Source organism: Pseudomonas sp. Irchel s3b6, from assembly GCF_900187415.1.
GTDB lineage: Bacteria > Pseudomonadota > Gammaproteobacteria > Pseudomonadales > Pseudomonadaceae > Aquipseudomonas.
The window spans coordinates 378239-397236 of sequence record NZ_FYDM01000002.1; the positions used below are offsets into that span (position 1 = coordinate 378239).

Here is an 18998-nt window from a genome sequence, read left to right on the forward strand (position 1 = left end):
CTTTACTCACAGCATGAAATATGGCGTACACCAACATACAGCAGTGATGTAGTCTCATCTGGATTCGTCTTTGGGAGTTCTGCCCCCCCTCCAAAAAATTAGCTTGTCCTAGAGCCCCCCCCAAAAAACGATTGGGATTATACGAGCAGTGGGAGAGGATCCGAACAGCACCGTGTCGGAAATCATACTGGCCGGCCGGTAACTCGACCGGCCAACCAGGACGCTGCCTGATCAATCGGGCTCACACCCTCCCGAAAAACACTATGTTGCCATTTCTGACAACACTCCCCCCCAGAAAGGCTGGCGACACCCCTCAAGCGAGTGGGCGGGGGGTTGAGTGTTTTTTATCCAAGAGGTAAAGGACAAGAGCAATCCCCACACCAGCCATCAAACCCAATATTAGACCCAGAGCAGCTATCAGAGCCTTTTTCGGTTTGACTGGTGAATCAGGGCGCTCAGCAACACCGTCTTGCCTGTAAACCGAAATATCGGGCTTATTGACTTCAAGCTCTTTGTAAAGATCATATTTTGACTGAAGTCTACGCAGGTCTGTCACGAATGGGTCGTCGGACTCACGTCGCTCCAGGTTCTCAATTTCTGCCTTGAGTGCCTTTGAACCGCGCATATAAAGAACTTGCCCATCCATACTTCCAGCTAACTCAACGGCGGGATTACCCGTGATGATCGGCGGCTTCTCCAGACCAATGGCCTCCGCCACGCGCAATGCTTCCCGCAATCTAGTCATAGAGTCCTGACGGAGCTTCAGACTACGTTCGCGCAAAGAATCAATTTGCTGAGAAAGGTTACGTGCATGAACTGCACTTTCGCTGGAAACGTCCTTATAGATTTCAGCCTTGGCCATCACGGACGCATGATCAACATAAGCTTTAGCCCAACTCAACGCTTCATCGGGGCTATCATTTTCCATAACAACATAGGCTCTATCACCAGCATCTTTTGTCGGAAGCTTAACTTGCAGTTGTTTTAGGTAGCTAGAATACAGCGAATCTTGCTCCGCCTCGTGCGCATCATCAGAAAGCGACGGTAAATAGACGCTTTTGAAAAAATCCTGATGAAGAGTTTCCGAGTCGAGTGATCGTAGAAATACCTGGTATACATCCTTGACCTTCAAGGGCTCCAGATCAGAATCCTGTGTGCGGCCGTAATTGATACTAGCAATGTCATTTGCTGTGGGCGGCACCAAAAAAATCTTGGCCTCATAAACTGGCTTAGCTGTATACGCATACACAGCCGCCACCAATGTGGTCACCAATGCAATACTTAAAACAAGCCACTTTCGTTTCCAGAGCGAGCGTACCAATGCCTGGAGATCAATCTCCGAACTGCTGCAAGCCCCTGCCGAACTACTTTGCATACCTTTCTCGCCCTTCTATTCAGTACAACGCACCACTCACGTGATGCGCGCGTTTACTTAAACTCATGCACATCTGAATGGAAGAACGATTATTTACATGCCGCGCTTTCATCAGAGACTTATTGTAACAGCGGAGTACACAAGCTCCGCGCCGTTAAGCAATTCAGATTAGATTATTTTATGTGCGAAGCCGTCATTGACATGGCTATTTTTTTCTGAAAACACTGAACCTGAGCCAGGTGAGAATCGAGCCAATCAACATACCGGCAAGCAGGGAACTCCCGATGAATACCGAGATAGGAAGGAAAGGCGTCGACCAGCCAAAAAGCTGCAGACTAGAGGGTTCCTGATTCTCCAAAAAAAACGCAAGCACCATAAGTCCAAAAACCAGAATACAAGCGACTCCCCCCCAACGCATCAATACCGACATTCCCTCACCTCCTACCTAACTAAAGCCCTTCATCCTCTTCCTCATTCACGCGATCCCTAAGCTCTTTACCCGGCTTGAAATGAGGAACGAATTTCCCATCCAGACTGACGGACTGGCCAGTCTTCGGATTACGGCCTACGCGAGGTGCACGGTAGTGCAGGGAGAAGCTACCAAAACCACGGATCTCGATACGATCGCCGGTAGCCAGGCATTGGGACATTTGTTCAAGCATGGTCTTGATGGCCAGTTCCACATCCTTGGATGAGAGCAGCCCTTGATGGGTGACAATTCGTTCGATCAACTCCGACTTCGTCATATTTTTCCCTTCTTTTTCAAGCAGCTAGATCAGCGCTTCAAAGGTTTTAGCATGCCCGAAGGAATTTGAACAGCCCAGGCATTGACTTATCTGCGCTACCGCTCATCCACCAAAAAATGGACACGGTTCGGGTGCAGGGCCGGGCCGACACAGGCGACACATCCCGCACACTCACCTGCAGACAACCAATATGGTCCGCGTCAGATACCCCGCGGGATTCCAGCCAAATGGATAGTCCTCACCCTCCTCCTTGGCATCACTGGACCTGACAACAACCTTATACCCTGCCTCCTTGCACTCCCTCTCGGCTCGCTTGTAGCACTTGTCCCACCCCGAGCCCAACCCTGAACAATCGATCTCGATCCCGCTGACACCACGCACTGCATGGGTCTTCACATTGGTGGTGCAGCCTGTCACAGCCAGCACAACAAGTACGAAAACGAACCTGCTCATTCACATCCTTAGACCGGGCAGCCGCCCGATTGCCGTTGGCTTCAGGTAAGCCTAGCCCAAACAAAGGGATGTTCCGTCAAAGAAAAGACAGCATTTCAAGGAGTTGGTTTCAATGATTGCCAACTACACACTCAAAACCACAAATCGCAGGCACAAAAAAGGACGACCGAAGTCGCCCTTTTTTACAGAAAGTCAGAACTTAGTTCTGTTTTTCCGCTTGTGCAGCACGCAGCAGGTCACCCAGGGTGGTGGCTACTGGAGCATCCGAAGCTACTGGCTTGTCGCGCAGGCTCTGGATGGCTTCTTTCTCGTCTTCAACGTCTTTCGACTTGATCGAGAGCTGGATTACACGGCTCTTACGATCAACGCTGATGATCTTGGCTTCTACTTCTTCGCCTTCTTTCAGAACGTTACGTGCATCTTCGATGCGGTCACGGCTGATTTCGGAGGCTTTCAGAGTCGCTTCGATATCGTCGGCCAGAGTGATGATGGCGCCTTTAGCGTCAACTTCTTTCACGATGCCCTTAACGATTGCGCCTTTGTCGTTCTCTTGAACGTACTCGGAGAACGGATCGCTTTCCAGCTGCTTGATACCCAGGGAGATACGCTCGCGCTCTGGGTCAACCGACAGGATAACGGTGTCCAGCTCGTCGCCCTTCTTGAAACGACGTACGGCTTCTTCGCCCACTTCGTTCCAGGAGATGTCGGACAGGTGAACCAGACCGTCGATGCCGCCGTCCAGACCAATGAAGATACCGAAATCGGTGATCGACTTGATGGTGCCGGAGATTTTATCGCCCTTGTTGAACTGGCCAGAGAAATCTTCCCATGGGTTAGATTTGCACTGCTTGATGCCCAGGGAGATACGACGACGCTCTTCGTCGATGTCCAGAACCATAACTTCCACTTCGTCGCCGACTTGTACGACTTTCGAAGGGTGGATGTTCTTGTTGGTCCAGTCCATTTCGGAAACGTGTACCAGGCCTTCAACGCCTTCTTCCAGCTCAGCGAAGCAGCCGTAGTCGGTCAGGTTGGTTACACGAGCGGTGACGCGAGTGCTTTCTGGGTAACGGGCTTTGATAGCAACCCATGGATCTTCGCCCAGTTGCTTGAGGCCCAGGGAAACACGATTGCGCTCGCGATCGTACTTCAGAACCTTGACATCGATCTCGTCGCCAACGTTGACGATTTCGGAAGGATGCTTGATACGCTTCCAAGCCATGTCGGTAATGTGCAGCAGGCCATCGACGCCACCCAGATCGACGAATGCGCCGTAATCGGTGAGGTTCTTGACGATACCTTTGACTTGTTGGCCTTCCTGCAAGGATTCCAGCAGAGCTTCACGCTCGGCGGAGTTCTCGGCTTCCAGGACACTGCGACGGGAAACGACAACGTTGTTGCGCTTCTGGTCCAGCTTGATGACCTTGAATTCCAGCTCTTTGCCTTCCAGGTGCGTGGTGTCGCGCACTGGACGGACGTCAACCAGAGAACCTGGCAGGAACGCACGGATGCCGTTAACGTCGACAGTGAAGCCGCCTTTAACCTTACCGTTGATAACGCCCTTGACCACTTCCTCGGCTGCGAAGGCTGCTTCCAGAACAATCCAGCATTCAGCGCGCTTGGCTTTTTCACGGGACAGCTTGGTTTCACCAAAGCCGTCTTCAACCGAGTCCAGAGCAACGTGAACTTCGTCACCGACGTTGATGTTCAGTTCGCCAGCGTCGTTGTAGAACTGCTCAAGCGGGATGAGTGCTTCAGACTTCAGGCCAGCGTGAACGGTTACCCAGCGAGCTTGGTAATCGATATCAACGATAACACCGGTGATGATGGAGCCTGCCTGAAGGTTCAGGGTTTTTAGGCTTTCTTCAAAGAGTTCCGCAAAGCTTTCGCTCATTTTAATTCCTGTCGATAAGGGCGAAGAATACGCCCATCTCCACACCCCAGACGGTGTGGGTTAGTTTCATTTAAAAGAAGCACCGCAGGACTATGACTGGTCCCCTACGGCCTTCTTGGTCACCCGGCGATATCGCGAAGGGCGATTTCGCTCATGATGCGTTCCAGCACCTGATCGATGGACAACTCCGTGGAATCCAGCTGAATCGCGTCGACCGCCGGCTTGAGCGGGGCTACCGCTCGCTGGGTGTCGCGCTCATCGCGCACACGGATCTCATCTAGCAGACTCGACAGACTAACACCCTCGACTTTGCCCTTCAACTGCAAATATCGACGACGCGCCCGTTCCTCGGCGCTGGCGGTCAGAAAAATCTTCAACGGCGCATCGGGAAACACCACCGTGCCCATGTCCCGACCATCAGCTACCAGGCCCGGCGCTTCCTGAAAAGCGCGTTGACGCTGCAGCAACGCCTCACGGACCGCGGGCAGCGCGGCAACCTGGGAAGCACCGGCACCGGCGCTTTCGGTACGGATGGCGTCACTGACTTCATCGCCTTCCAGAATGATTCGCTGCAACTGACCGTCCGTCGCCGCGATGAACTGCACATCCAGATGAGCGGCCAGTTTCTTGAGCAACTCTTCATTGGTCAGGTCGACACCATGATTACGCGCCGCGAACGCCAGTAAACGGTACAGCGCACCGGAATCCAGCAGATTCCAGTTCAGGCGCCTGGCCAGCATCCCGGCGATGGTGCCCTTGCCGGAACCGCTAGGTCCGTCGATGGTGATGACTGGAGCAATATTGATCACGACTGAGCCTCTTGGGCAACGCGGATTCCAACCTGGGCACACAGCGCCAGGAAGTTCGGGAAGGACGTCGCGACGTTGGCGCAGTCATGGATGCGAATCGGCGCATTGGCGCGCAAGGACGCAACACTGAACGCCATGGCAATCCGGTGATCGCCGTGGCCATGCACTTCACCGCCGCCGATCTGGCCACCATCGATGATGATGCCATCCGGCGTGGGCTCGCACTTGACGCCCAGCGCCAACAGGCCATCCGCCATCACCTGGATACGATCCGACTCCTTGACCCGCAACTCTTCAGCACCACGCAGAATGGTCCGACCCTCAGCGCAAGCCGCCGCAACGAACAGCACCGGGAACTCGTCGATCGCCAAAGGAACCAGCGCTTCCGGAATCTCGATACCTTTGAGTCTAGCCGCTCGCACGCGCAGGTCAGCCACAGGTTCGCCACCGACTTCACGCTGGTTTTCCAGGGTAATGTCTGCCCCCATCAAGCGCAGGATATCAATCACGCCGGTACGGGTCGGGTTGATGCCGACATGCTCCAGCACCAGCTCCGAACCCTCGGCAATCGAGGCCGCCACCAGGAAGAAGGCGGACGAGGAGATATCCCCCGGCACTTCGATGTGAGTCGCGGTCAACTTGTTGCCGGACTCGACCGAAGCGGTTGCCCCGTCAACGCTGACCGGATAACCGAAGCCGCGCAACATGCGCTCGGTATGGTCGCGGGTCGGCGCCGGCTCGGTCACCGTGGTCTTGCCGTCGGCATACAGCCCCGCCAGCAACAGGCAGGACTTCACCTGGGCACTGGCCATCGGCATGGTGTAGGTCAGCCCCTTGAGCTTATGGCCACCGCGAATGATCATCGGCGGACGACCTTCAGCAGCAGTTTCGATCACGGCGCCCATTTCACGCAGCGGGTTGGCGACGCGATTCATCGGGCGCTTGGACAGCGATGCGTCACCGGTCAGGGTGCTGTCGAAGTTCTGCGCAGCCAACAGGCCAGACAGCAGACGCATCGAGGTGCCGGAGTTACCTAGGTAGATCGGACCAGGTGCCGGTTTCAGGCCATGCAGGCCAACCCCGTGAATGGTCACACGGCCATGGTGCGGGCCTTCGATCACCACACCCATGTCGCGGAAAGCCTGCAAGGTTGCCAGGGCGTCTTCGCCCTCAAGAAAACCTTCGACTTCGGTCACGCCTTCAGCCAGGGAGCCGAGCATGATCGAACGGTGGGAAATCGATTTATCGCCCGGTACACGAATCCGCCCAGTCAGGCGGCCACCAGGTTGTGCCAGGAAAATCAGGTCGTTGGAATTCATAGCGTCCACATAGGCCCGACGGGCCAGGATTTTACTGAAATGCTCGCGGGCAACCCGGGCGCGAGTGAATACGCCCAGCAATTGATGCCCATCCCCTGCATCGACCGCGTCGCGCAAGGCGTCGAGATCGCTGCGAAATGTATCGAGTGTACGCAGAACAGCCTCGCGGTTAGCGAGGAAGATGTCGTGCCACATGACCGGGTCGCTACCGGCGATTCTTGTGAAATCGCGGAAACCGCCCGCAGCGTAACGGAAGATCTCAAGATTTTCATTGCGCTTGGCCAACGAGTCGACCAGGCCAAACGCAAGCAGATGCGGCAGATGGCTGGTCGCCGCCAGCACTTCGTCATGACGCTCGACCTGCATATGCTCGACATCGGCGCCCAGTTCGCGCCACAGCCGGTCGACCACCGCCAGGGCTGCCGGATCGGTCTGCTCCAGAGGCGTGAGAATCACTTTGTGTCGACGGAACAGCTGAGCATTGGAGGCCTCTACCCCGCTCTGCTCGGACCCGGCAATCGGATGCCCGGGAACGAAACGTGCCGGCATGCCACCAAACGCTTCGGTCGCGGCGCGCACAACATTGCCCTTGGCGCTGCCGACGTCCGTCAGGATCGCCCCGCCCAGCTCCATGCCTGCCAGCAACGCCAGCAGTTTTTCCATGGCCAGGATCGGTACCGCCAACTGAATCACATCGGCGCCGACACAGGCAGCAGCGAGATCGTCTTCACAACGATCCACCACCCCCAGCTCGACCGCCAGCTTTCGCGATTGCGGATCAAGATCGACCCCCACCACTTCACGGCACAGCCCGCTTTCACGCAGGCCCTTGGCAAAGGATCCACCAATCAACCCGAGACCGACCACCACCAGGCGACCGATCACAGGTACAGCAGGTTGCACGGCAATCACATCAACCACGAGCCAGGACCTTGCTCAGCGCCTCAAGAAAGCGCTTGTTTTCCGCCGGCAGGCCAATGGTGATGCGCAAGTGATTCGGCATCCCGTAGTTGGCCACCGGGCGCACGATCACACCTTCACGCAGCAACCCCTGGAAGATCGGCGCAGCGACCTGCCCCAGGTCCACGCAAATGAAGTTGCCCCGGGAAGGAATCCAGCCCAGGCCCAATTCACGGAAGCCCGCTTCAAGCTGCTGCATGCCGGACTCGTTCAGGCGACGGCTCTCGGCCAGGTACTCTTCGTCTTTCAATGCCGCACAGGCCGCGGCCAGCGCCAGGCTGTTCACGTTGAATGGCTGACGAACGCGGTTCAATACATCGGCAACCACCGCGGTCGACAAACCGTAACCCACGCGCAACGCCGCCAGGCCGTAGGCCTTGGAGAAGGTGCGGGACACCAGCAGGTTCGGGTAGGCCGCGAGGAAGTCCAGGCCATCGGGCAGATCACTGCCTTCGGCGTACTCGATGTAGGCCTCGTCCAGCACCACCAGCACACGCTCAGGCACGTCCTGCAGGAACTCATCCAGCGCCTCGGCACTGAACCAGGTACCGGTCGGGTTGTTCGGGTTGGCGATAAACACCACGCGGGTGTTGCTATCGATAGCCTCCAACATGGCAGGCAGGTCATGCCCCCAATCCTTGGCAGGTATCACTCGCGCATCAGCGCCCACCGCCTGGGTAACGATCGGATAGACCGCGAAGGCATGCTCACTGAACACTGCATTGAGACCCGGCGCCAGGTAGGCACGTGCAACCAGCTCCAGAATGTCGTTGGAGCCATTGCCCAGCGTCACCTGATCGAGCCCGACCCGGCACTGTTCAGCCAGTAGGGTCTTGAGGGCAAAGCCGTTGCCGTCCGGATAACGAGTCAGTTCGGCCAGCTCGTCGCGAATCGCCGCCAGCGCCTTGGGACTGGCCCCCAGCGGGTTTTCGTTGCTCGCCAGCTTGACGATGCCAGCCGGATCGATGCCCAGCTCACGGGCCAGTTCGTCCACGGGCTTGCCCGGAACGTAAGGCGAAAGTTGTTGCACGCCCGGCTGTGCCAGAGCGAGGAAGTCGCCACTCATTGTTAACGCCCTTAGAGAACTGCTTTGGGGTAGGAACCCAACACTTTAAGTGCCACTGCTTCCTGACTGATTTTCTCCAGCACACCTTTTACCAGCGGATCGCGGTGGTGGCCGACGAAGTCGATGAAGAACACATAGGTCCACTTACCACTGCGCGAGGGACGGGTCTCGATACGCGTCAGGTCGATGCCGTTGTCATGGAATGGCACCAGCAATTCGTGAAGCGCGCCCGGCTTGTTGCTCATCGACACGATGATCGACGTCTTGTCGTCGCCGGTCGGTGGCACTTCCTGGTTACCGATCATCAAGAATCGCGTGGAGTTATCCGGGCGATCCTCGATTTTCTCGGCCAGGCGGGTCAGGCCGTACAAGCCCGCGGCCATGTCACCGGCAATCGCTGCCGAATTCCACTCACCCTTGACCCGCTTTGCCGCTTCAGCGTTGCTCGATACCGCCACGCGCTCGACGTTCGGGTAATGGGCATCCAGCCATTTACGGCACTGCGCCAGGGACTGGGCATGGGAGTAAATTCGACTGATGCTGTCGGTCTTGGTGTTTTCACCGACCAGCAAATGGTGGTGAATACGCAACTCGACTTCGCCACAGATGACCATGTCGTGCTCGAGGAAGCTGTCGAGGGTGTGGTTGACAGCACCCTCGGTGGAGTTTTCCACCGGCACCACGCCAAAGTTCACCGCACCGGCCGCCACTTCACGGAACACTTCGTCGATCGCCGCCATCGGCTTGCTGATCACCGCGTGACCGAAGTGCTTCATGGCCGCCGCCTGGGTGAAGGTCCCCTCGGGGCCGAGGTAAGCCACTTTCAGCGGCTGCTCGAGCGCCAGGCACGAGGACATGATTTCGCGGAACAACCGCGCCATCTCTTCGTTACCCAGCGGCCCCTGATTGCGCTCCATGACGCGCTTGAGCACCTGAGCCTCACGCTCAGGACGATAGAACACCGGCACTTCGCCTTCGGCCAGCGAGGCCATCTTTACTCGCGCGACTTCCTGGGCGCAGCGTGCACGCTCACTGATCAGCTCCAGGACCTTCTCGTCCAGAGCATCAATGCGCAGGCGCAGTGCCTTGAGTTCTTGCTCAGACATTAGCCATGTTCCTTCTCGAACTCTGCCATGTACGAAACCAGCGCATTGACGGCGTTGATATCGACGGCGTTGTAGATAGAGGCACGCATGCCGCCTACCGAACGGTGACCCTTGAGATTCAACAAGCCGCGAGCCTCGGCACCCACCAGGAACGGCTTGTCGAGACGATCGTCAGCCAGACGGAACGGCACGTTCATCCACGAGCGGTCAGCCTTGTTGATCGGGTTGCTGTACAGGCCGCTGGCATCAATGAAGTCGTACAGAGTGCGCTGCTTGACGTCGTTGAGCTTGCCGATGGCCTCTACACCACCTTGCTCCTTCAACCACTCGAATACCAGACCGGACAAGTACCAGGCCAGGGTTGGCGGGGTGTTGTACATCGAGCCGTTGTCAGCCGCGACCTTGTAGTCAAGCATGGTCGGACACAGCGAACGGGCGTGGCCCAGCAGGTCTTCACGCACGATATTGACGACGATACCGCTCGGACCGATGTTTTTCTGCGCACCGGCGTAGATCATGCCGAAACGCGACACATCGATCGGGCGCGACAGAATGTCCGAAGACATGTCGGCCACCAGCGGCACATCACCGGTTTCCGGGACCCACTGGAATTCCAGACCGCCGATCGTTTCGTTCGGCGCGTAGTGCACGTAGGCCGCGTCTTGCGACAGCTTCCATTCGTTCTGACCGGGGATTGCGAAATAGTCGTAAGGCTTGGCGGTAGCAGCAACGTTGACGCGGCCAAAACGCGAGGCTTCTTCGATGGCTTTCTGCGACCAGATACCGGTATCGATATAGTCGGCCGAGCCGTTTTCCGGCAACAGGTTCAGAGGGATCTGAGCAAATTGCTGGCTGGCGCCGCCTTGCAGAAACAGCACTTTATAGTTCGAGGGGATATTCAGCAGATCACGCAGATCCTGCTCGGCCTTGGTGGCAATGGACACGAACTCATCACTGCGATGGCTCATTTCCATGACCGAGAGGCCTTTACCATGCCAGTCGAGCAACTCGGACTGGGCACGCAACAGGACAGCTTCAGGCAGCGCAGCGGGACCTGCGCAGAAGTTATAGGCTCGTTTGCTCACATCCACTCTCGCTATGCAATCACGGTAGCGGACAGAGCAAACACTCTGCCCTGCTACGATTTGGTTAGTCTTGCGGCTCTTCTTCGTCAGCTGCGTCGGCTTGCTGGCTTTCAACACCGTCATCCGGCTCGGCACCGGCATCGAGTACGACACCGTCAAGCTCAGCACCCTCTTCGCCTTCCAGCTCTTCGCCTTCGACTTCCGACGGTTCCTGAACCCGCTCCAGGCCTACCAGCGTTTCATCGCCGGCCAGCTTGATCAGGGTCACGCCCTGGGTGTTACGACCCAGGCTCGACACTTCGTCAACCCGGGTACGCACCAGGGTCCCCTGGTCGGAAATCAGCATGATTTCCTCACCGTCGAGCACCTGGACTGCACCGACCAGACGGCCGTTACGGTCGTTGCTGACCATGGCGATAACGCCCTGGCCGCCACGCTTGTACTCAGGGAACTCGGTGATGGCGGTACGTTTACCGAAACCACGCGCGGAAGCCGTGAGGATCTGGCTGCCTTCTTCCGGGATCAGCATGGAAATCAGTTTCTGGCCTTCCGGCAGGCGCATGCCACGCACACCACGAGCGGTACGGCCCATGGCACGTACGTCGGACTCTTTGAAGCGAGTGACCTTGCCGCCGTCGGAGAACAGCATGACTTCACGCTCGCCATCGGTAATGGCAGCGCTGATCAATACGTCGCCTTCATCCAGCTCCAGCGCGATCAAGCCAACGCTGCGCTGACGACTGAAGGATTCCAGCGGGGTCTTCTTCACGGTGCCATTAGCGGTCGCCATGAAGATGTAGTGACCTTCGGTGTATTCCTCGACCGGCAGCATGGTGGTGATGTACTCACCGTCATCCAGCGGCAGCAGGTTGACCAACGGACGACCACGGGCAGCGCGGGAGGCTTCCGGAATTTCGTAGGTTTTCAGCCAGTAGACCTTACCCTTGCTGGAGAACAGCAGCAGCGTGGTGTGGCTGTTGGCGACCAGCAGGTGAGCAATGTAGTCCTCATCCTTGACGCCGGTTGCCGACTTGCCTTTACCGCCACGACGCTGGGCCTGGTACGCAGCCAATGGCTGGGTCTTGGCATAGCCACCGTGGGAAATGGTCACGACGCGCTCTTCTTCCGGGATCATGTCACCCAGGGTCAGGTCCAGGCGCGCATCCAGAATTTCGGTGCGGCGCACATCGCCGTATTCGGCACGGATCACTTCCAGCTCTTCGCGGATCACTTCCATCAGGCGCGTGGCGCTGTTGAGGATGCGGATCAGCTCGCCGATCTGGTTGAGGATCTCTTGATACTCGGCCAGCAGTTTTTCGTGTTCCAGGCCGGTCAGGCGGTGCAGACGCAGCTCCAGAATGGCTTGCGCCTGCTCTGGCGACAGGAAGTACTTGCCTTCGCGCAGACCGTATTGCGGGTCGAGGTTTTCCGGACGGCAGGAATCCGCACCGGCACGCTCCACCATCGCCACCACGGCGGACGACTCCCAAGGCGTGCTGACCAGCGCTTCCTTGGCTTCCGACGGGGTTGGCGAGGCCTTGATCAGGGCAATGACCGGATCGATGTTCGACAGGGCAACCGCCTGGCCTTCGAGGATATGACCGCGCTCGCGCGCTTTACGCAGCTCGAACACGGTACGGCGGGTAACGACTTCGCGGCGGTGACGAACGAAGGCTTCCAGCAGGTCCTTGAGGTTCAGGATCCGCGGACGACCGTCGATCAGCGCGACGATGTTGATACCGAATACCGCTTGCAGCTGGGTCTGGGCGTAGAGGTTGTTGAGGATCACCTCAGGCACTTCACCGCGACGCAGCTCGATCACGACGCGCATACCGTCCTTGTCGGACTCGTCGCGCAGTTCGGTGATGCCTTCGAGTTTCTTCTCTTTAACCAGCTCGGCGATCTTCTCGATCAGACGGGCCTTGTTCAGCTGGTATGGGAGTTCGGTGATAACGATCTGCTGACGGCCACCGACCTTGTCGATGTCTTCGATCATCGAGCGGGCGCGCATGTAAATGCGGCCGCGACCGGTGCGGTAAGCTTCGATGATGCCGGCACGACCATTGATGATCGCTGCGGTCGGGAAGTCCGGACCGGGGATGTATTGCATCAGCTCGTCGACAGTCAGCTCGGGATTGTCGATGAGGGCCAGGCAACCGTCGATGACTTCACCGAGGTTGTGCGGCGGAATGTTGGTCGCCATGCCCACGGCGATACCGCTGGAGCCGTTGACCAGCAGGTTGGGAATACGGGTCGGCATGACCGCCGGGATCATCTCGGTGCCGTCGTAGTTCGGCACCCAGTCCACGGTTTCTTTGTGCAGGTCAGCCAGCAGCTCGTGCGCCAGCTTGGTCATGCGCACTTCGGTGTATCGCATGGCCGCGGCGTTGTCGCCGTCCACCGAACCGAAGTTGCCCTGGCCGTCTACCAGCAGGTAGCGCAGCGAGAATGGCTGCGCCATACGAACGATGGTGTCGTACACCGCGGTATCACCATGCGGGTGATACTTACCGATCACGTCACCGACAACACGGGCAGATTTCTTGTACGGCTTGTTGAAATCGTTACCCAGCTCGCTCATTGCGAACAGCACACGCCGATGCACGGGCTTCAAGCCATCGCGCGCATCAGGCAGTGCCCGCCCGACAATTACGCTCATCGCGTAGTCGAGGTAGGACTGTTTCAGCTCGTCTTCGATATTGACCGGGAGGATTTCTTTGGCCAGTTCGCCCATGAGAAGCCTGATTCCTTTTTCTGGTGAAACTTCGTCACATCCATATGGGACGAACGAAGCTCGCCGCTGCAGGCTGAGTGCCATACACCGACTTACGACAAATCAACGAGTTAAACCATGGATCTGCGCAGTAAAGGCAAGCCCGCGAGGCTGCCTTGGAAACCGCCGGATGTTATCACAAGAGCCGCCACGCACCTATCCCCCTGATGCGCATGGAGCATAGTTAGTTGACCGGTGACAGGCTTGAAGGGGGCCAGAGGGGCTTAGAGCTGCTTTGAATGAAGAATCAGGGTCTGATTCAGGCTGGATCATTGGCTTTCGGGTCTCTTCGTGGGCAAGCCCGCTCCCTCATCGGCCGGTGACAATCACACAACCTTTGGGAGCGAGCCTGCCCGCGAAGGCGACCTGGCAGGCGCCAAAGCCCTCAATGCAGACGCTTGCGGCACATCAATTGCGCCATTTTCGCGGCATCGGGCCGCTCGACGATGCCTTTTTCCGTGACGATCACATCGATCAGGTCCGCCGGGGTGACATCGAACACCGGATTGAAGGCCTCGACATCCGCCCCCACCCGCTTGCCACCCACATCCAGCAGTTCACTGCCATCACGCTCTTCGATGGGGATGTCTTCGCCGCTGGCCAGGTTCATGTCAATCGTCGAGCTCGGCGCCACAACCATGAAGCGCACACCGTGGTGCATGGCATTGACCGCGAGCTGGTAGGTGCCGATCTTGTTCGCCACATCACCATTGGCGGTAATGCGGTCCGCGCCGACAATCACCCAGGTAATGCCCTTGGTCTTCATGATGTGGGCGGCGGCGGAGTCGGCGTTGAGGGTCACCGGAATACCTTCGTTGGCCAGTTCCCACGCGGTCAGCCGCGAGCCTTGCAGCCATGGCCGGGTTTCGTCGGCATACACCCGCTCGACCATCCCCTCGATAAACGCCCCGCGAATCACTCCCAGCGCCGTGCCAAAGCCCCCCGTGGCCAGCGCGCCGGTGTTGCAGTGCGTCAGAATGGCCTGGGCATTGCCCTGATGCTTGCGGATCAGATCCACGCCCAACTGTGCCATGGTCAGGTTGGCCTCACGATCGCTTTCGTGGATCGCCAGCGCCTCGGCCTCGAGGGCGGCCAATGGGTCGGCGTGCCCCTTGAGTCGCTCTAGACGCTCGCGCATGCGGCCCAGCGCCCAGAACAGATTGACCGCGGTCGGTCGCGAATCAGCCAGCAGCGCAAAATCTTCCTCCAGCGCTGCCTGCCAGTCGCCACCTTCGGCAAAGCGCGCACGCGCCGCCAACACCACGCCATAGGCGGCACTGATGCCGATGGCCGGCGCACCACGCACCACCATGGCGCGAATGGCCTCGGCCACGCCCGCCGCACTGGTATAGGCGATCCAGCGCTCTTCGAATGGCAGAATGCGCTGATCCAGCAGGTACAGGGCGCCGTCCCGCCAATCGATGGCTTTCACTTTCTCGGCTGCCAACAGTCGATCGCGCATCCCTCACCCCGCACTCATGAACAAAAGCCGTCGATTATAGCGATCCCCCGGCGAAGACGCTCGGGTATACTTCGCCATCCTTTATAAAAGCACTGGACCGAACCCCCGATGCCGAACCCTGCCGCCGCGCTCGACCTGCTCTTGCTGCCGACCTGGTTAGTCCCTGTCGAACCTGCTGGCGTGGTGCTCAAGGAGCATGGCCTGGGCATCCGCGACGGGCGAATCGCCTTCATCGGTCCACGCAATGAAGCCCTGAAGCTTGAGGCAACCGAAGTCCGAGAACTGCCGGGCACGTTGCTCAGCCCCGGCCTGATCAATGCCCACGGGCATGCGGCGATGACCCTGTTCCGCGGCCTGGCCGATGATTTGCCCCTGATGACCTGGCTGGAACAGCACATCTGGCCGGCCGAGGGCAAATGGGTCGACGAAGCCTTCGTGCGCGACGGCACGGACCTGGCCATTGCCGAGCAAATCAAAGGTGGCATCACCTGTTTCTCGGACATGTATTTCTTCCCGAAAGTTGCCAGTGAGCGTGTACACAACAGCGGCATTCGCGCCCAGATCGCCATTCCGATCCTCGACTTTCCGATTCCCGGTGCCAGCGACGCCGATGAGGCCATCCGCCAGGGTGTCGAGCTGTTCAGCGACCTCAAGCATCACCCGCGCATCAACATTGCCTTCGGCCCTCATGCACCCTACACCGTTGGCGACGAAAACCTCGAGAAAATCCGGGTGATCGCCGAGGAACTGGACGCTGCTATTCACATGCACGTTCATGAAACCGCGTTCGAGGTACAGCAGTCGGCCGAACAGCGCGGCGAGCGACCATTGGCCCGCCTGGCGCGCCTGGGCCTGCTCGGGCCACGCTTTCAGGCCGTTCATATGACGCAAATCAGCGAAGAAGACCTGGCATTGCTGGTAGAAAGCAACAGCAGCGTCATTCATTGCCCGGAATCCAACCTCAAGCTGGCCAGTGGCTTCTGCCCGGTGGAGCGCCTGTGGCAGGCCGGTGTCAACGTCGCCGTCGGCACCGATGGCGCGGCCAGCAACAATGACCTGGACTTGCTAGGCGAAACCCGCACCGCCGCCCTGCTCGCCAAAGCCGTTGCCGGTTCGGCCACGGCGCTGGACGCCCACCGCGCCTTGCGCATGGCCACCCTCAACGGTGCCCGAGCACTGGGGCTGGAAACCGAAACGGGCTCCCTGGAAGTCGGCAAGGCCGCGGACCTGGTGGCCTTCGACCTGTCCGGCCTGGCCCAGCAACCGGTCTACGACCCGGTTTCGCAACTGATCTATGCCACCGGCCGGGACTGCGTGAAACACCTGTGGGTGGCCGGCAAGCAACTGCTCGATGACCGGCGCCTGACCCGCCTTGATGAACAACAGCTGTGCGCCACCGCCACCACCTGGGGCAAGCGTATCAGCGGTCATAGCGAATAGAACGATCCCTTGAGTTGAACCTCAAGGCTGACAGCAGCATTTTTCAGATTCAGAGGATTACCCATGAGCAACGTCGACCACGCTGAAATCGCCAAATTCGAGGCCCTGGCCCATCGCTGGTGGGATCGCGAAAGCGAGTTCAAGCCACTGCACGACATCAACCCGTTGCGGGTCAACTGGATTGACGAGCGCGTCAACCTGGCCGGCAAGAAGGTCCTGGACGTCGGTTGTGGTGGTGGCATCCTCAGCGAATCCATGGCCCAGCGCGGTGCCACCGTGATGGGCATCGACATGGGTGAAGCGCCACTGGCGGTTGCTCAACTGCACCAGCTCGAATCCGGCGTCAATGTGGAGTACCGCCAGATCACCGCCGAAGCCCTGGCCGAGGAAATGCCCGGGCAGTTCGACGTGGTCACTTGCCTGGAAATGCTCGAGCACGTACCGGACCCCTCGTCGGTGATTCGTGCGTGCTATCGCATGGTCAAGCCGGGTGGCCAGGTGTTCTTCTCGACCATCAACCGCAACCCGAAGGCATACCTGTTTGCCATCGTCGGCGCGGAATACATCATGAAGTTGCTGCCTCGCGGCACTCACGACTTCAAGAAATTCATCCGCCCTTCCGAACTCGGCGCCTGGAGCCGCTCGGCCGGCCTGACCGTCAAGGACATCATCGGCCTGACCTACAACCCACTGACCAAGCACTACAAGCTGGCCAGCGACGTTGACGTCAACTACATGATCCAGACCTTGCGCGAGGAGTAAGCCCATGGCAATCAGAGCAGTTCTTTTCGACATGGACGGCACCCTGCTCGACACCGCTCCGGACTTCATCGCCATCTGCCAGTCCATGCTCGCCGACCGTGGTTTACCGGCGATCCCGGACAAACGCATCCGCGACGAGATTTCCGGCGGGGCGAAAGCCATGGTCGCCGCGACCTTCATGATGGACCCGGAATCGCCAGGCTTCGAGGCGTTGCGCCTGGAGTTCCTGGAGCGCTATGTCGCCGGCTGCGCGGTGCACAGCCGACTGTTCGACGGCATGGCCGAACTGCTGGCCGACATCGAGCAGTCCAGGCTGATCTGGGGCGTGGTTACCAACAAGCCGCTGCGTTTCGCCGAACCGATCATGCAACAGCTGGGGCTGGCCGAGCGCTCCGCCCTGCTGATCTGCCCCGATCACGTGAAGAACAGCAAGCCCGATCCGGAACCCTTGATCCTGGCGTGCCGCATGCTCGACCTGGACCCGGCCGACGTGCTGTTCGTGGGCGATGACCTGCGCGATATCGAGTCGGGGCGCGATGCCGGTACCAGGACCGCCGCGGTCACCTACGGCTATATTCATCCTGACGACAACCCAAGGCACTGGGGTGCCGATGTGGTCGTGGACCATCCGCTGGAGTTGCGCAAGGTGCTCGATAGCGCGCTGTGCTCCTGTTAAACAGGAGCAGTCGAGCTGTCAGCACTGACGTCTTCGCGATCCGAATTGCCCGCGAATGACCGCACAGCGGTCGCCATGGCCCGCTTACTGATTTGTTGAGGTTTTTTATGTTTGATTACTCCGCCCGCCCTGAACTGCTCAAGGACCGGGTCATCCTGGTCACCGGTGCCGGTCGCGGGATCGGCGCTGCCGCTGCGAAGACCTATGCCGCTCACGGCGCAACCGTGCTGCTGCTGGGCAAGACCGAAGCCAATCTGACTCAGGTCTACGACGACATCGAAGCCGCCGGTTATCCACAGCCCGCCGTGATCCCGTTCAACCTGGAAACCGCCCTGCCGCACCAGTACGACGAGCTGGCCGCCATGATCGAAACCGAATTCGGTCACCTTGACGGCCTGCTGCACAACGCCTCGATCATCGGCCCGCGCACGCCACTGGAACAACTGTCCGGCGAGAACTTCATGCGCGTGATGCAAGTCAACGTCAATGCCATGTTCATGCTGACCAGCACCCTGTTGCCACTGCTCAAGCTGTCCCGGGACGCCTCGGTGATCTTCACCTCCAGCAGCGTCGGGCGTAAAGGCCGGGCCTACTGGGGCGCCTATGGCGTATCCAAATTCGCGACCGAAGGGCTGATGCAGACCCTGGCCGACGAACTCGACACCGTCGCACCGGTTCGCGCCAACAGCATCAACCCCGGGGCAACCCGCACCAGCATGCGCGCTCAAGCGTACCCCGGCGAAAACCCGGTCAACAACCCGACACCGGAAGAGATCATGCCGGTCTATCTGTACCTGATGGGCCCGGACAGCACCGGCATCAACGGTCAGGCCTTCGACGCCCAGTAACACCCTAAGGCACAGGGCTCTGCCGCGACGGCATTCCGTCGCGGCATGTTGTTGAGCGCGGCCGGACCGCCATAGCCGCCATAGCCGCCATAGCCGCCAATCAAATGCCATCATTGCATTCGAGACTGTTCGTCATTTCAAACTAACAAACTGATTTTTAAAGACTTTTATCCGACTGAACCGAATGGCATGACTTTCGCTCTAATCCTGCATAAACATGCAGC

At 58.7% G+C, this 18998-nt stretch carries 15 protein-coding genes; 4 read left to right on the top strand and 11 right to left on the bottom strand.

Translation table 11 applies throughout. The features are described 5' to 3' along the window. Positions 1-313: 313 nt before the first annotated feature. From CKW07_RS05300 to mtnA, 11 genes are all read right to left on the bottom strand, one after another. Positions 314-1375, bottom strand: a complete 1062-nt coding sequence (locus tag CKW07_RS05300; protein WP_095143914.1) for an LPS O-antigen chain length determinant protein WzzB — start codon at positions 1373-1375, stop codon at positions 314-316. 449 nt (positions 1376-1824) lie between these two features. After that, positions 1825-2121, bottom strand: coding sequence for an integration host factor subunit beta (gene ihfB / locus CKW07_RS05310; protein ID WP_095143916.1), 297 nt, complete (start codon positions 2119-2121; stop codon positions 1825-1827). 171 nt (positions 2122-2292) lie between these two features. Continuing rightward, positions 2293-2574: a hypothetical protein gene (locus tag CKW07_RS05315; RefSeq protein WP_095143917.1), complete on the bottom strand. Its 282-nt coding sequence runs from the start codon at positions 2572-2574 to the stop codon at positions 2293-2295. Positions 2575-2773: 199 nt separating this feature from the next. After that, a complete protein-coding gene (rpsA, locus tag CKW07_RS05320) occupies positions 2774-4468 on the bottom strand; it encodes a 30S ribosomal protein S1 (protein ID WP_095078303.1) in 1695 nt (564 codons plus the stop codon). Positions 4469-4587: 119 nt separating this feature from the next. After that, a complete protein-coding gene (gene cmk / locus CKW07_RS05325; protein ID WP_095143918.1) occupies positions 4588-5277 on the bottom strand; it encodes a (d)CMP kinase in 690 nt (229 codons plus the stop codon). Continuing rightward, complete coding sequence (locus CKW07_RS05330) at positions 5274-7481, bottom strand: bifunctional prephenate dehydrogenase/3-phosphoshikimate 1-carboxyvinyltransferase (RefSeq protein WP_095144069.1); 2208 nt, start codon at positions 7479-7481, stop codon at positions 5274-5276. The genes cmk and CKW07_RS05330 overlap by 4 nt, the downstream gene beginning before the upstream one ends. Positions 7482-7509: 28 nt before the next feature. After that, positions 7510-8622, bottom strand: coding sequence for a histidinol-phosphate transaminase (gene hisC / locus CKW07_RS05335; protein WP_095143919.1), 1113 nt, complete (start codon positions 8620-8622; stop codon positions 7510-7512). Positions 8623-8633: 11 nt separating this feature from the next. After that, entirely contained in the window at positions 8634-9728 is a 1095-nt protein-coding gene (gene pheA, locus CKW07_RS05340; protein ID WP_007939916.1) for a prephenate dehydratase, read from the bottom strand. Further along, the gene (serC, locus tag CKW07_RS05345; protein WP_095143920.1) at positions 9728-10813 is read right to left on the bottom strand and encodes a 3-phosphoserine/phosphohydroxythreonine transaminase; all 1086 of its coding nucleotides are present in this window, start codon (positions 10811-10813) and stop codon (positions 9728-9730) included. Before serC ends, pheA begins: the two co-directional genes overlap by 1 nt. A gap of 64 nt (positions 10814-10877) precedes the next feature. Further along, complete coding sequence (gene gyrA / locus CKW07_RS05350; protein WP_095143921.1) at positions 10878-13547, bottom strand: DNA gyrase subunit A; 2670 nt, start codon at positions 13545-13547, stop codon at positions 10878-10880. A gap of 424 nt (positions 13548-13971) precedes the next feature. Further along, the gene (mtnA, locus tag CKW07_RS05355; protein WP_095143922.1) at positions 13972-15048 is read right to left on the bottom strand and encodes an S-methyl-5-thioribose-1-phosphate isomerase; all 1077 of its coding nucleotides are present in this window, start codon (positions 15046-15048) and stop codon (positions 13972-13974) included. A gap of 108 nt (positions 15049-15156) precedes the next feature. Here mtnA and CKW07_RS05360 point away from each other — a divergent pair, with 108 nt between their 5' ends. The 4 genes from CKW07_RS05360 to CKW07_RS05375 all read left to right on the top strand — a co-directional run bounded on the left by CKW07_RS05360 (position 15157) and on the right by CKW07_RS05375 (position 18774). Next, positions 15157-16488 (top strand): TRZ/ATZ family hydrolase, encoded by a 1332-nt coding sequence (locus CKW07_RS05360; protein ID WP_095143923.1) that lies wholly within the window; start codon positions 15157-15159, stop codon positions 16486-16488. 63 nt (positions 16489-16551) lie between these two features. Further along, complete coding sequence (ubiG, locus tag CKW07_RS05365) at positions 16552-17250, top strand: bifunctional 2-polyprenyl-6-hydroxyphenol methylase/3-demethylubiquinol 3-O-methyltransferase UbiG (protein ID WP_095078309.1); 699 nt, start codon at positions 16552-16554, stop codon at positions 17248-17250. A 4-nt stretch (positions 17251-17254) separates the two neighbouring features. After that, positions 17255-17926 (top strand): N-acetylmuramic acid 6-phosphate phosphatase MupP, encoded by a 672-nt coding sequence (mupP, locus tag CKW07_RS05370; RefSeq protein ID WP_095143924.1) that lies wholly within the window; start codon positions 17255-17257, stop codon positions 17924-17926. Between the two features lie 107 nt (positions 17927-18033). Then, the gene (locus tag CKW07_RS05375) at positions 18034-18774 is read left to right on the top strand and encodes a YciK family oxidoreductase (RefSeq protein WP_095143925.1); all 741 of its coding nucleotides are present in this window, start codon (positions 18034-18036) and stop codon (positions 18772-18774) included. The last annotated feature ends 224 nt before the right edge of the window (positions 18775-18998 follow it).